This window comes from Nocardioides albus, from assembly GCF_014648255.1.
In the GTDB taxonomy this organism is placed as follows: Bacteria; Actinomycetota; Actinomycetes; order Propionibacteriales; family Nocardioidaceae; genus Nocardioides; species Nocardioides albus.
Window position 1 is genome coordinate 74,210 of sequence record NZ_BMQT01000004.1, and the last position, 14,528, is coordinate 88,737.

15 protein-coding genes are annotated in these 14,528 nt (G+C 66.6%); 8 read left to right on the forward strand and 7 right to left on the reverse strand.

Annotation, left to right across the window (positions count from 1 at the left end; translation table 11 throughout):
- Positions 1-189: 189 nt before the first annotated feature.
- A complete protein-coding gene (locus IEY84_RS09335) occupies positions 190-495 on the forward strand; it encodes a GIY-YIG nuclease family protein (RefSeq protein WP_229788531.1) in 306 nt (101 codons plus the stop codon).
- A gap of 454 nt (positions 496-949) precedes the next feature.
- Positions 950-1,705, forward strand: a complete 756-nt coding sequence (locus IEY84_RS09340) for a L,D-transpeptidase family protein (protein WP_229788533.1) — start codon at positions 950-952, stop codon at positions 1,703-1,705.
- A 170-nt stretch (positions 1,706-1,875) separates the two neighbouring features.
- Here the strand turns inward: IEY84_RS09340 and IEY84_RS09345 are convergent, their stop codons facing one another.
- From IEY84_RS09345 to rpmH, 5 genes are read right to left on the reverse strand one after another with little or no spacing between them, the layout of a single operon-like run.
- Positions 1,876-2,382, reverse strand: coding sequence for a Jag family protein (locus IEY84_RS09345; protein ID WP_183543342.1), 507 nt, complete (start codon positions 2,380-2,382; stop codon positions 1,876-1,878).
- Between the two features lie 11 nt (positions 2,383-2,393).
- The gene (gene yidC, locus IEY84_RS09350) at positions 2,394-3,383 is read right to left on the reverse strand and encodes a membrane protein insertase YidC (RefSeq protein WP_183542392.1); all 990 of its coding nucleotides are present in this window, start codon (positions 3,381-3,383) and stop codon (positions 2,394-2,396) included.
- A gap of 3 nt (positions 3,384-3,386) precedes the next feature.
- A complete protein-coding gene (gene yidD, locus IEY84_RS09355) occupies positions 3,387-3,713 on the reverse strand; it encodes a membrane protein insertion efficiency factor YidD (protein ID WP_183542394.1) in 327 nt (108 codons plus the stop codon).
- Complete coding sequence (gene rnpA, locus IEY84_RS09360; protein WP_183542396.1) at positions 3,710-4,063, reverse strand: ribonuclease P protein component; 354 nt, start codon at positions 4,061-4,063, stop codon at positions 3,710-3,712. The genes yidD and rnpA overlap by 4 nt, the downstream gene beginning before the upstream one ends.
- 25 nt (positions 4,064-4,088) lie before the next feature.
- On the reverse strand, positions 4,089-4,226 hold the full coding sequence (gene rpmH, locus IEY84_RS09365; protein WP_091044043.1) for a 50S ribosomal protein L34: 138 nt from the start codon (positions 4,224-4,226) through the stop codon (positions 4,089-4,091).
- A 608-nt stretch (positions 4,227-4,834) separates the two neighbouring features.
- Between rpmH and dnaA the strand changes: the two genes are divergently transcribed.
- From dnaA to gnd, 3 genes are all read left to right on the forward strand, one after another.
- Positions 4,835-6,532 (forward strand): chromosomal replication initiator protein DnaA, encoded by a 1,698-nt coding sequence (gene dnaA / locus IEY84_RS09370; protein WP_229788534.1) that lies wholly within the window; start codon positions 4,835-4,837, stop codon positions 6,530-6,532.
- 740 nt (positions 6,533-7,272) lie between these two features.
- Positions 7,273-8,412 carry a DNA polymerase III subunit beta gene (gene dnaN, locus IEY84_RS09375; RefSeq protein WP_183542400.1) on the forward strand — a complete coding sequence of 380 codons (1,140 nt, stop codon included), beginning with the start codon at positions 7,273-7,275 and terminating at the stop codon, positions 8,410-8,412.
- Positions 8,413-8,473: 61 nt separating this feature from the next.
- The gene (gene gnd / locus IEY84_RS09380) at positions 8,474-9,364 is read left to right on the forward strand and encodes a phosphogluconate dehydrogenase (NAD(+)-dependent, decarboxylating) (protein ID WP_183542402.1); all 891 of its coding nucleotides are present in this window, start codon (positions 8,474-8,476) and stop codon (positions 9,362-9,364) included.
- Between the two features lie 109 nt (positions 9,365-9,473).
- Here the strand turns inward: gnd and IEY84_RS09385 are convergent, their stop codons facing one another.
- Positions 9,474-9,920 carry a DUF2752 domain-containing protein gene (locus IEY84_RS09385; protein ID WP_183542404.1) on the reverse strand — a complete coding sequence of 149 codons (447 nt, stop codon included), beginning with the start codon at positions 9,918-9,920 and terminating at the stop codon, positions 9,474-9,476.
- On the reverse strand, positions 9,895-10,317 hold the full coding sequence (locus IEY84_RS09390; RefSeq protein WP_183542406.1) for an NINE protein: 423 nt from the start codon (positions 10,315-10,317) through the stop codon (positions 9,895-9,897). The genes IEY84_RS09385 and IEY84_RS09390 overlap by 26 nt, the downstream gene beginning before the upstream one ends.
- 28 nt (positions 10,318-10,345) lie before the next feature.
- On the opposite strand from IEY84_RS09390, the gene recF reads away from it, so the two are divergent.
- From recF to gyrB, 3 genes are all read left to right on the forward strand, one after another.
- Positions 10,346-11,497: a DNA replication/repair protein RecF gene (gene recF / locus IEY84_RS09395; protein WP_183542409.1), complete on the forward strand. Its 1,152-nt coding sequence runs from the start codon at positions 10,346-10,348 to the stop codon at positions 11,495-11,497.
- Complete coding sequence (locus IEY84_RS09400; protein WP_183542411.1) at positions 11,490-12,062, forward strand: DciA family protein; 573 nt, start codon at positions 11,490-11,492, stop codon at positions 12,060-12,062. The genes recF and IEY84_RS09400 overlap by 8 nt, the downstream gene beginning before the upstream one ends.
- Positions 12,063-12,414: 352 nt before the next feature.
- A complete protein-coding gene (gyrB, locus tag IEY84_RS09405) occupies positions 12,415-14,478 on the forward strand; it encodes a DNA topoisomerase (ATP-hydrolyzing) subunit B (protein WP_183543344.1) in 2,064 nt (687 codons plus the stop codon).
- Positions 14,479-14,528: the final 50 nt, after the last annotated feature.

The window sequence follows — 14,528 nt, forward strand, 5'->3', positions numbered from 1 at the left end:
CGAGCCTGTCGAGACCGGCACGTACAGTCAGGTCATCTCGACAAGCTCGATGACCGACACTCGTGACCCCACCAGGCGCAATCCCCGGTGGTCGAGCCTGTCGAGACCACACCCACCCGCCGCAGCAGCAGAACCCTCTACGAGTTCGACCCACGGAAAACTGTCGGTGGTCGCGCTCAAGATGAGGTCATGGCTTACACATACATTCTTCTCTGCGCCGACCGAACCCTCTACGTCGGCAGCACGACCGATCTCGAACGCCGCATCAGCGAACACCGGGTCGGCCTCGGTTCGGAGTACACGCGCCATCGCCTGCCTGTGGAGCTGGTCTGGTACGAGCAGTACGACAACGTCGATCATGCGTTCACGCGGGAAAACAGATCCAGAACTGGAGCCGCGCCAAACGGATCGCGCTCATCCAGGGTCGCCTCGGCGATCTCCCGCGGCTCGCGAACACGTCGGAGACCCCGCACGATTGACGATCACCGAGAGTGAACCCTTGCGCTCGCGTCGGGAGAGGTCTCGACAAGCTCGACCTCCGGTGGTCGAGCTCGCAACACGACAAGCGGAGCCCGGCGGTCGAGCCTGTCGAGACCACGAACGACAAACGACGAGATGTCGACAGACTCGACCCCCGGTGGTCGAGCTTGTCGAGACCACCACCCGTGAGTCGCTGCAGCTCGTGGTTTCGACAGCCTCGACCACCGACGGCGTTTCACGTGAAACGCACGCAATCGACGAGTCCGCGAAGAGCGGCCACCCAACGAATCCGCAGAAGCGGACCGAAAGGAGCCGCCGGCCCGCCGGGTGCGCTAAAGTCCGCGAGCAGCCTTGCGAAGAGCGATGCAACCGCGCGCGCTGCTCGAACGTCTTAGTCGTAGAAGTCGCACTCGATGCGACACCAGCGGCCCGCGCGACCGGGCCACCATCCATGACCCACGGAGCTGATGTGAACGTCCGTAGAACCCCGGTGGCGATCTTCCTCACCGCCATCCTCGCCCTGGGATTTTCCCTGGGCTCGATCGCTGCCACGAGCAGCGCCCAGGCCAGTGCGCCGTCGGCATCTGTCGGACAGCTCGGGCTCCACACCGCCTACACCGTCCTCTACAAGTCCGGTTCGACCGGTCTCGGGGTGCGCAAGATCCAGGCTCGCCTCAAGGAGAGGGGCATCTACACCGGCCGGGTCACCGGCACGTACGGCTCGAAGACCACCGGCTCCGTCAAGGTGTTCCAGCGCAACCAGCGTCTGGCCATCACCGGCAAGGTAAACCAGCGCACGCTCGACCGCCTCCGTTCAAAGACGAGCACGCCGACCGACGCGGCCCTGTACAACCTCGACCGTCGCTGCCTCACCGGCCGCGTCCTCTGCGTCGACAAGACCGACCGCCGGATGCGCTACGTACGTGGCGGCAAGATCGTCAAGGCGATGGATGCTCGCTTCGGCTGCAAGTCGAACCCGAGCCGGATGGGCGCCTTCAAGGTCTTCAAGAAGAGCCGCAACCACGTCTCTTCGATCTACCACACGCCGATGCCGTACGCGATGTTCTTCTCCGGCGGCCAGGCGGTGCACTACTCCGCCGACTTCGCCGCACGCGGTTACGACGGCTGCTCCCACGGTTGCGTGAACGTCCGCAAGAAGGCCGCCATCGCGTGGGTCTTCGACCAGATCCGCATCGGCGACCGGGTCGTCGTCTACCGCTCGTAGCCGCGCCGGTGGTCGAGCTTGTCGAGACCACCTCGCTGTAGCGGGGTCGTGGTCTCGACAGGCACGACCACGGTGGTCGAGCTTGTCGAGACCACGCTCCACGTGAAACCCCCACAAAGAGATCGCCCCTCGTGCCACACGGCACGAGGGGCGATCTCTTTGGCTCAGCGTCACTCAGGCAGGACGACCACGTAGCGTCGCGGCTCGACACCGGAGGACTCAGAGGTGAGACCGGCGGCAGCGACGGCGTCGTGCACGACCTTCCGCTCGAACGGCGACATCGGCTTGAGCGAGACCGGGGCTCCAGACTCCTTGACCTTCGCCACCGTCTCCTCGGCGAGCGCCATCAGGGTCGAGCGACGGTCCGCGCGGTAGCCACCGACGTCGAGCATCAGCCGGGACCGCTCACCGGTCTCGCGGTAGACGGCGAGCCGGGTCAGCTCCTGGAGGGCGTCCAGGACCTCGCCGTGACGACCGACCAGCTGCTGCAGGTCTCCCCCGACGATCGAGACAGCGGCACGGTCGCCCTCGACGTCCATGTCGAGGTCACCGTCGAGGTCGGCGATGTCGAGAAGCTCCTCGAGATAGTCCGCCGCGATGTCACCTTCCTGCTCGAGCTGCTTGAGACGCGTCTCGTCGCTGACTGCGTCGACAGTCTCCGTCACGGTCTCGCTCACATCCTGAGTCGTCACTTGGTTCCCCCGTCCTTCTGGGTCGTGGAGCGACCGGTGGTCGTGCCGGCCTTCTTACGCTGGCTCCGGGTCTGGTTCTTGGGCTGGTTGCGCTGCACCGGGCGCTTCTCGGCGGCGGCCTCGTCGGCTTCGACGATGTCGATCTCCGCGTCGGTCATGCCCTTCTTCTTCCGCTTGGCCCGGTCGCGCTCCTGCTTGGCGTCGAACGCCGGCGTCCCCGGTGCGGGGTTGTTGCGGATCACGTAGAACTGCTGGCCCATCGTCCACAGGTTGGAGGAGGTCCAATAGAGGATCGTTCCGACCGGGAAGGCGATACCACCGACCGCGAAGACGACGGGCAGTACGTAGAGCAGGAGCTTCTGCTGCTGGGCGTACTGCCCGGTCATGGCGTCGGCCGGCATGTTCTTCGACATCAGCTGACGCTGAGTGAGGAAGGTGGTGGCGATCATCGCGATGACCAGGAACCCGGTCAGGAAGTACGTGCTGATGTGGTCGGCCGTCGTGAACTGGTCCGAGAGCAGCGAGCCGAGCCAGGTCGAGTTCGCGAACTCGTGGGCGTCGGCGTCGCTCAGGAAGCCCTTGCCGTCACCGTTCGAGGCATGCTCGAGCATCCGGAACAGCACGAAGAAGATCGGCATCTGCAGCAGCAGCGGCAGGCAGGACGCGAACGGGTTGGTGCCCGAGTCCTTGTAGAGCTTCATGGTCTCGTTGGCGAGCTTCTCGCGGTCGTGACCGTACTTCTTCTGCAGCTCCTTCACCTTCGGCTGCAGCAGCTGCATGTTCCGGCTGGAGTTGATCTGCTTCACGAACAGCGGGATCAGCATCGCGCGGATGGTCACGGTCAGACCGACGATGGCCAGCGCCCACTGCCAGCCTTCAGACGGAATGATGTACGAGAACGCCTTCTGCCACACGAGCAGGATGCCCGAGATGGCGTAATACAGCGGTGTTGCGATCCATCCGAACAGATCGCCTATGGCTCCCACGGATCAGGCTCCTCGGTGTCGGGAGTCCGCACTTACACGGACAAGGTCTTCAGGGTCTCTACGCATTTCTTTGGGTGTCGGCACGGGGTCGAACCCACGTGTCTTGGCCCAGGGGACGCACCGGCACAGCCGGCGGACCGTCAGCCAGCTCCCGCGCCAGGGGCCGTGCGTCTTCACGGCCTCGAGCCCGTACGCCGAGCACGACGGGTAGTAGCGGCACACATCTCCGTACAGCGGACTGATGAGAGTGCGCCACACGTGGAGCAGTCCCACCAGGACGAGCGCGAGCAGGCGGTCGAGCTTGTCGAGTCCACCCCGCAGGACGTTCATGACAGCACCCGAGCGAGACAACGCGTCAGGTCGCTCCCGAGATCGTCGTACGAAGCGTCGGCCGAGGCGGGAAGCGCACGGACCACAAGCACAGCAGAGCCCGGGAGTCCGCTCAGGGACTCCCGGGCCTGATGACGCAGTCTGCGCTTCACGCGATTCCGGACGACGGCCGGACCGACGGCCTTGCTCACCACGAAGCCCACCTGTGGCTCCCGCTCCCGACCGGCATCGCTGCCGGTGTCGGGGACGAGCAGATGGACCACCAGGCTCTTCGAGCCCGCGCGCTTGCCTCGTCTTACCGCTTCTTTGAAGCCCGACGAATCGACCAGTCGGTGGCGACGTGGCAGCACGCGCGTGGTGGCTGAGGCCGGGGCCTCAGACGGTCAGGCTCTTGCGACCCTTGCCGCGGCGCGCAGCGAGGATCGCGCGGCCGGCACGGGTGCGCATGCGCAGGCGGAAACCGTGCGTCTTGTGACGGCGGCGGTTGTTCGGCTGGTAAGTACGCTTGCTCACGGGTGCTTCCTTAGTTGTGTGGTGTGGTGGCCGGTCGCTCTATCCGGCACGATGGGGTCGCCCTCGGTGGATCCAGGCGGGCCGATTCAACAAGCACCGCCCGTCCGCGCCCCGGCGACCGAGGCGTGGACATGCGGCACCTGTAGACCAGGTGACCTAGCAACGGTACGTGGACGGCGAAACCACGGTCAAACCCGCGCCCTATCACACCGCTGTGATTCACCCTCCACCTGTGGAGGACGGCTTGCCCGTCACCGCTGTCAGCCGGTAGTTTCGTCCTCTACCGAGGTTTCCCTGCACATCGCCAGGAGCTTCGGCCGCATTCGGGGGGATGCCACGCGGGGATCTTATTTTCCCACCTGACCTGCCGAAACGGTCGGATTCTCGAGGACGGCAACGTGTCTCGGTCGGTCCCCGATGCCTACATTCGGGGATGCTCCACAGCTTGTGGAAAAGTCTGTGGAGGATGTAGACCAGACCGTTGCATCAATCCAGGCCGCATCAATGTCAAGACCACCCACCCGAGCCATCAGGGAAGGCAGGAACCTGTGGAGCACTCCGGCCTCGCGCCAGAACCACAGCCAGATCTCCAGTCCGCATGGACGAGGGTGGTCGCCGAGCTTCCGCCCAACCAGCGCGCCTGGCTCCGGGACAGCGAACCACTCACTCTGCACGGGTCGACCGCGATCGTCGAGGTCCCCAACGACTTCACCCGCAACCAGATCGAGGGCCGCCTGCGTGGCTCCCTGGAGAAGTCGCTGGGCGAGATCTTCCATCGCGAGATCCGCATCGCCGTCACCGTCAACCCAGATCTCGACGTAACCCCGGATCCGGACACGCAGGCGATCATGATCTCCGAGCGGGAGATCGCCGCGGCGGACGCTGCTGCCGCCGCTGCCCTCCAGCAGCAGACGGCCTTCCCAGGCCAGTCGGCGTACCCCAGCCAGTCGGCGTTCCCGCACCAGTCGGTCTACCCGCCCAACTCGCCCGGACTCATCCCCGGTCCGCCGGCGCCCGGGCCACGCGACGAGCCGGAGGCCCCCGCGGCGTACTCGGCTCCGCCGGCGCCCATCGCGCCGCCGCCCGGCCAGCAGCAGCCCGGCCAGCAGCAGCCGGCTCCCGGGAACGACGACGTACGTCCCGGCTATGGCGACATGTCGACAAATCCCCCGGCTCCGCCAGTGGCTCCCGTCGAGGAGCCGATCCCGCCCCGGCCGCTCGTCCCCGGTCCGCCGACCAGGGCGAGCGAGCCGAGCCACAATGTCCTCGAGACCCGTCTGAACCCGAAGTACACCTTCGAGACGTTCGTCATCGGATCTTCCAACCGGTTCCCGCACGCGGCAGCGGTCGCGGTCAGCGAAGCACCGGGCAAGGCCTACAACCCGCTGCTCGTCTACGGGGAGTCCGGCCTCGGCAAGACCCACCTGCTGCACGCGATCGGCCACTACGTCCGGAGCCTCTACTCCGGCGCGAAGGTGCGCTACGTGAGCTCGGAGGAGTTCACCAACGAGTTCATCAACGCGATCCGCGACGACCGGCAGGACCGGTTCAAGCGTCGCTACCGCGATGTCGACGTCCTGCTGATCGACGACATCCAGTTCTTGGAGGGGAAGACCCAGACGCAGGAGGAGTTCTTCCACACCTTCAACACGCTCCACAACGCCAACAAGCAGATCGTGCTGACCTCCGACCGTCCGCCGAAGCGCCTCGAGGCGTTGGAGGACCGGCTGCGGAACCGATTCGAGTGGGGTCTGATCACCGACGTCCAGCCGCCCGACATCGAGACGCGGATCGCGATCCTTCGCAAAAAGGCGGCGATGGAGCGGCTCACCGCGCCGCCCGACGTGCTCGAGTTCATCGCGAGCAAGATCCAGACCAACATCCGTGAGCTCGAGGGTGCGCTGATCCGGGTGACCGCGTTCGCCAACCTCAACCGGCAGGACGTCGACCTGACGCTGGCCGAGATCGTGCTCAAGGACCTCATCCCCGACGGCGGGGAGCCGGAGATCACGGCCGGCCTGATCATCGCCCAGACCGCGGCCTACTTCGGGCTGTCGATCGACGAGCTCACCGGACCCTCGCGTGGGCGTCACCTCGTCATGGCCCGTCAGATCGCCATGTATCTGTGCCGTGAGCTCACCGAGGACTCCCTGCCCAAGATCGGCAAGCACTTCGGCGGCCGCGACCACACCACGGTGATGTACGCCGAGCGGAAGATCAACCAGCTCCTCGCCGAGCGTCGCGCCGTCTTCAACCAGGTCTCCGAGCTCACCAACCGCGTCAAGATGCAGGCGCGCCAGGCCTAGACCGGACGTACGCAGGCCGATCACCACCGGTGGTCGAGCTTGTCGAGACCACTCGACCGTGACTCACGGGGTGGTCTCGACAGGCTCGACCACCGGTGCTTTGCGTGCTCTCGACAGGCTCGACCACCGATGCCTTGCTGCGCCTCCGGAGGCTCATCCACAGGTGTCCCGTCCGCGTTTTGGGATTTCCAAAACCCACAGGCCGAGATTTCCCGAGGTTCTCCCAAGGTTGTCCACAGCCCACAGGCTGGGCGAAACCTGTGGAGAACCGGCCGTTCAAATGGGATGGAAAAGGGGATGGCCTGTGCACAAAACACTCGGGAGTGCTCACAGCTCTCCACAGCCCACAGTGACGTGCGTCATTTCAGCAGGACGTCCACACCCCCTGTGGAATCATATTTCCGGCCACGACCTGGGAAGACGTGCGTCATCCACATTTCCCACAGATGCTCTTACGACGTACGAAACTATTTAATCCACGGATCCTCGGTGAAATTCCTCGAGCGCCCCTCCCTGGGGACAACCCGCTCAGCGATCCGGAGTCCACAGGCAGGCCTGTGCAGAGCCGAGAGGGCTGAGCGCTTACCGGTTGTCGGCGGTCCGTGGCAGGATGCGTACTCCAGGTCATGTCAACGCGGGGGCGTTCCGGAACCGGTGTCGTCTTCCCCATGGTTCAAGCACAGCCCGGACCGCATGTCCTCAAACGCCCCGATGTCGAGTTAGAAGAAGGACAGGTCATCGTGAAGTTCCGCGTCGACCGCGACGTGTTCGCGGATGCTGTCGCCTGGGCTGCCCGCAGCCTTCCGGTCCGCCCCAGCACCCCGGTGCTCTCCGGCCTCCTGATCGAGGCGGGTCACGAGGGCCTGATGCTCTCGACGTTCGACTACGAGACCTCAGCGAGGGCGACGCTCTCGGCCGAGGTCGCCGACGAGGGCAAGGCACTGGTCTCGGGCAAGCTGCTCGCCGACATCTGCCGCAGCCTTCCGGCCAAGCCGGTCGAGATGGTCACCGACGGATCTCGCGTCTCGCTCACCTGCGGGAGCGCACGGTTCAGCCTGCAGACGATGCCGGTGGAGGACTACCCGACGCTGCCGGAGATGCCGACCGCGGCCGGCACGGTCAAGTCGGAGCTGTTCGCCCACGCCGTCGCCCAGGCGGTGACCGCCGCCGGCCGCGACGACATGCTTCCGGTGCTGACCGGCGTGCGGCTCGAGATCGAGGGCTCCACGATCTCGCTGCTGGCCACCGACCGCTTCCGGCTCTCCCACCGTGAGCTCGAGTGGAACCCGGCGACCCCCGACGAGAGCATGGCCGCGCTGGTGCCGGCCAAGGTGCTCGGTGACACCGCCAAGTCGCTGACCAGCGGCAGCGAGGTCACTCTGGCGCTGTCCACCACCGGCACCGGCGAGGGCATCATCGGCTTCGAGGGCGCGGCCGCGGGCGGCGTACGTCGCACCACGACGCGCCTGCTCGACGGTGAGTTCCCGAAGGTGCGCAGCCTGTTTCCCGCCGAGCACCTCACCACCGCGCTGGTCGACAAGGCCTCCCTGATCGAGTCGGTCAAGCGCGTCGCGCTGGTCGCCGAGCGCAACACCGCGGTCCAGATGGTCTTCGAGGACGGCGTGCTCACGCTCGATGCCGGTTCCGGTGACGAGGCTCAGGCGTCGGAGTCCATCGAGGCGACCATGGAGGGCGAGGGACTGACCACCGGGTTCAACCCGCAGTTCCTCCTCGACGGGCTGCAGGCCATCGACCAGCAGGTCGTCGAGCTCGCCTTCACCCAGGCGCCGAAGCCTGTGGTGATCAGCGGCAAGCCGGCCGAGGGCGGCGAGGAACCCGGCTTCCGCTACCTGCTGATGCCGCGGCGCCTGCTCTCCTGAACCCGTCGCGTACTACAGGTGGTCTCGACAAGCTCGACCACCGGTTTGAGAGGAATTCTCCATGCACATCGGACTCGTCGGCCTCGGCAAGATGGGTGGCAACATGCGCACCCGGCTGCGGGAGGCTGGTCACACTGTCGTCGGCTACGACCGCAACCCAGACCTCGCTGACGTGGCGAGCCTGGCAGAGCTCGTCGAGGCGCTGCCCAGTCCCAAGGTGGTCTGGGTGATGGTGCCGGCGGGCGACCCGACTCGCTCCACGATCGCCGAGCTCAAGGAGCTCCTCGGTGAGGGCGACCTGGTCGTCGACGGCGGCAACTCGAAATACACCGACGACGCCAAGAACGCCGAGAGCCTCGCGGAGAGGGGCATCGGCTTCGTCGACTGCGGCGTCTCCGGTGGCGTCTGGGGCCTCCAGAACGGATACGCGCTGATGTACGGCGGCTCGGCGGAGAACGCGGCCAAGGTGATGCCCGCCTTCGAGGCGCTCAAGCCGGCCGGCACCGAGGACGGGCTCGTCCACTGCGGCTCCACCCCCGGCGCCGGGCACTTCTCCAAGATGGTCCACAACGGCATCGAGTACGCGATGATGCAGGCCTACGCCGAGGGCTGGGAGCTCCTCGACAAGGTCGACATCGTCGACAACGTCCCGGAGATCTTCGCCTCGTGGCGGACCGGGACGGTCGTACGTTCCTGGCTTCTCGATCTTCTCGTCGACCAGCTGCGCGCCGACGAGCACCTCGACAAGATCAGGGGTTACGCCGACGACTCGGGCGAGGGTCGGTGGACCGTCGAGGCTGCGATCGAGAACGCGGTCCCGATGCCGGCGATCTCGGCTTCGCTCTTCGCGCGGTTCGTGTCGCGGCAGGAGGACGACCACGCCATGAAGGCGATCGCTGCGATGCGCAACGGGTTCGGTGGGCACGCGGTGATCTCGGAGTCCGAGGCCTGAGGCCTCAGGTTGGGTGGGGTGGTCTCGACAGGCTCGACCACCGGGTCGGCGAGGGCTGAGGCCGGGCTCGGGTGGTGGTCTCGACAAGCTCGACCACCGGCTCGACCACCTAGATGGCGGGGATCGCTCCGGTCATCGTGAGGATCAGGCGGACGGCGCCGTAGGCGAGGAAGAGCGCGAAGGTGCCGAGGACGATCGGGCTCTTGACGAGCTTGTCGAGGTCAGCGGGGCGGCTCCGGGTGAGCCGGGCACGCACGGAGACCACGGCGAGGACGATGACCGCCAGAATCAGGACCGGACCGAACCAGTTGCTGGCCAGCGCCGAGCCGACATCGCCGTGCATCAGGTAGACCCAGGAGCGGGTCAGGCCACAGCCTGGGCAGGGCAGGCCGGTGAGCGCACGGAACGGACAGATCACCGGGCCGTCCTCGATGCCGCCGGCCGGCAGGAGCGCCGCGATGACGACCCCGCCGACGCCGATGGCGGCGGTGATCTCCGTGGAGCTCACCGCCGCGACGCGCTGACGCAGGTCAGGCGAGGGGCTTGCCGTCGACATCCGGGAACTTTCTCACGATGATGAGGATGATGTCGATGATCGTCCAGATCCCGAAGCCGCCACAGGTGATCAGCTTCACGACGCCGAGGCCGATCTGCCCGACGTAGAAGCGGTCGACGCCGAGTGACCCCAGGAAGATCGAGAGCAGCAGCGTGAGGAGCCACTCGCGGCTCGAGAAGACGCCCGGGATCTGTTTCACGGGAAACCACTGCTGGTCGGTGCCGAGGCTGGCCGGGGTGTCGGACTTGATCTGGCCCGCCGCCGCCATGTGGGCGAGCTGCTCGACCGGGTAGGGGCCATGGACCTGGCCCATCACCGACAGATAGAAAGGCCCTGCTGGAGCGCCATAGGCGGGTTGCCCTGGAGGCGGGCCGTAAGGGTTGGGAGACTGGCTCATGCAGGCACCCTAACGAGAGAGGAACCCGATGTACGTCTCACACCTCTCTCTCCACGACTTCCGTTCCTATCGGAGCGTCGACGTCCCCCTCGAGGCAGGCGTGACCGCCTTCGTCGGGCGCAACGGCCAGGGCAAGACCAACCTGGTCGAGGCGATCGACTATCTCTCCCGGCTGCAGTCACACCGGGTCGCCACCGACGCCCCGCTGGTCCGTGCCGGCGCCGACCAGGCCGTCGTCCGCGCCGCCGTCGTACGTGACGGCCGCACCGCGACGCTCGAGGTCGAGATCAACGCGGGCCGCGCCAACAAGGCCCGGATCAACAGGAGCCCGCTCCCCCGCACCCGCGACCTCGTCGGACTGGTCCGCACCGTCGTCTTCTCCCCCGAGGACCTGACCCTCGTCAAGGGCGACCCTTCCGACCGGCGGCGTTTCCTCGACGATCTGATGATCCTGCGCTCCCCTCGTCTCGCAGGCGTACGCAGCGACTACGACCGCGTCCTCAAGCAACGCAACTCGTTGCTCAAGACCGCCGGCCTCGCCCGCGGCTCCGCTCGCGAAGGCGCGCTCGCCACGCTGTCCGTCTGGGACGACCACCTGGCGACCATCGGCGCCGAGATCCTTGCCCAGCGCCTCGCCCTCGTCGAGGCACTGAAGCCGTACGTCGGCAAGGCCTATGAGACGGTCGCCCGCGGCGCGACCCGCGACGATGCCGAGATCACCTACAAGTCGTCGGTGGTCGAGCCTGTCGAGACCATCACCCCGACCGTGGAGTCGCTTCGTGAGCTCATCCTCGCCGAGCTGGCCCGCCGCCAGAAGGACGAGCTCGACCGCGGCATCAGCCTGGTCGGCCCGCACCGCGACGACCTGTTGCTCCACATCAGCGCCGGCAGCGAGCGCCTCCCGGTCAAGGGCTACGCCAGCCACGGCGAGTCCTGGTCCTTCGCGCTGGCGCTCCGGCTCGCTGCGTACGACCTGTTGCGGGCCGACGGCGACGATCCGATCCTGATCCTCGACGACGTCTTCGCCGAGCTCGACAGCCAACGGCGGCGACAGCTGGCCGAGCTGGTCGCCGATGCGGAGCAGGTCCTCGTCACCGCCGCTGTCCCCGAGGACGTACCCGCCGTCCTCGCCGGCGCGCGCTACCAGGTCAGCGCCGGCGAGGTGACCCGCGATGAGTGACGACGACCCGGTGGTCGAGCCTGTCGAGATGACCACGCCAGTGGAAGAAGAGGATCCCGAAAAGCGCCCCGACGGCCTGGACCTAGCCCGCTCCTTGACCCGCGCCACGGCCAATATGCCCGCCCCGAAGGCAGGCATGCGGAAGAAGCGGCGTACGCCCTACAACGCCACCCGCCGCGGCACGGTCTCCGGCGCCCGGCCCGACGACCGCGACCCGCAGCTCATCGACTCGGTGGTCAGCCGGATGGTCAACGATCACGGCTGGGACACCTCGCTGCGGGTGCACGGCGTGATGGCCCGCTGGGCTGACATCGTCGGCGAGGAGATCGCCGATCACACCACCCCCGAGTCGTACGCCGACGGCAAGCTGTCCGTACGTACCGACTCGACCGCCTGGGCGACCCAGCTCAAGCTGCTCGCACCGAACCTGGTCAAGCGGCTCAACGAGGAGCTCGGCCACGGCACCGTTCTCGTCATCGAGGTCCTCGGCCCGCACCTCCCCTCCTGGAAGAAGGGACCCAGAGGCCTCCGCGACGGACGTGGCCCACGCGACACCTACGGCTGAGACGGATGGACGGCGATCGTGAACAGGTGTTCGAGGACCAGGTCACGAGCTCCGATCTGCCGCTCTGGGCGCCCCGAGAACGTATAGGGACTCACCGAGCCCCCTGCTGAGGGCGCAGAGACACCGTCAAGAGACGCACAGACGCTCATTTCGATCACAGTTCCCCCTCAGGGCGGGCCGCGTGCGTGGAATCCGGGGTTCTACGGGGTATTATGGGGATTGGGTCGATCGTCCTAGGTTCCACTACCCGGCGCAGGTCGGCCCGTTGCATGCCCGACCGACACCACGTCCGATTCCGGACCGAAATGACAGGTGGATCGCACCGGTGACCGCTGCCGACCAGACGACTCCCATGCCGGACGACAAGACCGCAGGCGGAGTCGAATACGACGCCTCTGCCATCCAGGTTCTCGAAGGCCTCGAAGCGGTCCGCAAACGACCGGGTATGTACATCGGCTCGACCGGAGCCCGCGGACTGCACCACCTGATCTGGGAGATCGTGGACAACGCGGTCGACGAGGCCCTCGCCGGCTACTGCGACACCATCAAGGTGACGCTGCGCGAGGACGGCTGGGTGAGCGTCTCCGACAACGGTCGAGGCATCCCGACCGACACCGCGCCCGGCCAGGACGTGCCCGCCGCGACCTTGGCGCTGACCGTGCTGCACGCCGGCGGGAAGTTCGGTGGAGGCGGCTACAAGGTCTCCGGTGGCCTGCACGGCGTCGGCTCCTCCGTGGTGAACGCGCTCTCGACCAATCTCCACATGGAGATCAAGAACCGGGGCCGGCTGTGGGAGCAGGAGTTCACCAGCGGCGTACCCGACTACGACCTCCGCGAGGTGTGCGAGCTCGAAGAGGGTGAGCGCACCGGCACCACGATCTCGTGGAACGCCTCGAGCGAGATCTTCGAGTCGACCGAATACAACCTCGAGACGATCTCGAGCCACTTCCGCGAGACCGCGTTCCTGAACAAGGGTCTGCGTATCGAGCTGCGCGACGAGCGGCCGCAGGCGTCCGCGATCGCCGAGGCGGTCGAGGACGGCACCGTCGAGCAGGACACCGACGGAGCCGACGAGCTGCACAGCTCCGGCAACGGCGAGCGGGTGCTCGAGCAGTCCTTCTACTACGAGCGCGGTCTGGCCGACTACGTCGACCACCTGAACAAGCGCAAGACACCGGTCTCGAGCATCATCGCCTTCGAGACCGAGACCGACGAGAAGGCGCCGAACCCGATGAGCGTCGAGATCGCCATGCAGTGGCAGGCGTCGTCGTACAACGAGTCGGTCCACACCTTCGCCAACACGGTCAACACCCCCGGCGGCGGCACCCACGAGGAGGGTTTCCGCGCCGCGCTCACCACCCTGATCAACCGTTGGGGCGAGGAGTGGGGCCAGATCAAGAAGAAGGAAGACCGGCTCACCGGTGACGACATCCGCGAGGGTCTCACCGCGATCATCTCGGTGAAGATCAGCGAGCCGCAGTTCGAGGGCCAGACCAAGGACAAGCTCGGCAACACCGAGGTCAAGGGCTTCGTGCAGGGCGCGGTCAACGACCAGCTCGGCGCCTGGCTGGAGGAGAACCCGGCCGAGGGCAAGGAGATCATCCGCAAGTCGATGGCTGCCGCCTCGGCCCGGATCGCTGCCCGTAAGGCCCGCGACCTGGCCCGCAACCGCAAGGGCATCGGCGGCGGAGGCGGCCTGCCCGGCAAGCTCGCCGACTGCCAGTCGACCAACCCCGAAGAGTGCGAGATCTTCGTCGTCGAGGGTGACTCCGCGGGCGGCTCGGCCAAGTCCGGTCGCGACCCGCGCATCCAGGCGATCCTCCCGATCCGAGGCAAGATCCTCAACGTCGAGAAGGCGCGGATCGACAAGGTGCTCGCCAACCAGGAGGTCCAGTCGATCATCTCCGCGCTGGGCACCGGCGTGCACGACGACTTCGACATCAACCGGCTGCGCTACCACAAGATCGTGATGATGGCCGACGCCGACGTCGACGGTCACCACATCAACACCCTGCTGCTGACGCTGCTGTTCCGGTTCATGAAGCCGCTGATCGAGCAGGGCTACGTCTACCTCGCCCAGCCGCCGCTCTACCGCCTGCGCTGGAACAAGCCGGCCGAGCACGAGTTCGTCTACTCCGACTCCGAGCGCGACGCGCTCATGCGCGACGGTCTCGAGCAGGGCAAGAAGCTGCCCAAGGAGAACGCGGTCCAGCGCTACAAGGGTCTGGGCGAGATGAACGCCGACGAGCTGTGGGAGACCACGATGGACCCGTCGCAGCGACTGCTGCTCCAGGTCACCCTCGAGGACGCCGCTCACGCCGACGAGATCTTCTCCATCCTCATGGGCGAGGACGTCGCCGAGCGACGCTCCTTCATCCAGCGCAACGCCAAGGACGTCCGATTCCTCGACATCTAGAACCTGGGCTCTAGCCCACGACCTAGATACCGATAGACGCACGCAGAAAG

Excerpts from the sequence above, each read along its gene's own strand:
- IEY84_RS09335 (WP_229788531.1), top strand. The coding sequence starts at position 190 with ATGGCTTACACATACATTCTTCTCTGCGCCGACCGAACCCTCTACGTC.
- yidD (WP_183542394.1), bottom strand. The coding sequence starts at position 3,713 with ATGAACGTCCTGCGGGGTGGACTCGACAAGCTCGACCGCCTGCTCGCG.
- gnd (WP_183542402.1), top strand. The coding sequence starts at position 8,474 with ATGCACATCGGACTCGTCGGCCTCGGCAAGATGGGTGGCAACATGCGC.
- IEY84_RS09385 (WP_183542404.1), bottom strand. The coding sequence starts at position 9,920 with ATGTCGACGGCAAGCCCCTCGCCTGACCTGCGTCAGCGCGTCGCGGCG.
- IEY84_RS09390 (WP_183542406.1), bottom strand. The coding sequence starts at position 10,317 with ATGAGCCAGTCTCCCAACCCTTACGGCCCGCCTCCAGGGCAACCCGCC.
- recF (WP_183542409.1), top strand. The coding sequence starts at position 10,346 with ATGTACGTCTCACACCTCTCTCTCCACGACTTCCGTTCCTATCGGAGC.
- IEY84_RS09400 (WP_183542411.1), top strand. The coding sequence starts at position 11,490 with ATGAGTGACGACGACCCGGTGGTCGAGCCTGTCGAGATGACCACGCCA.
- gyrB (WP_183543344.1), top strand. The coding sequence starts at position 12,415 with ATGCCGGACGACAAGACCGCAGGCGGAGTCGAATACGACGCCTCTGCC.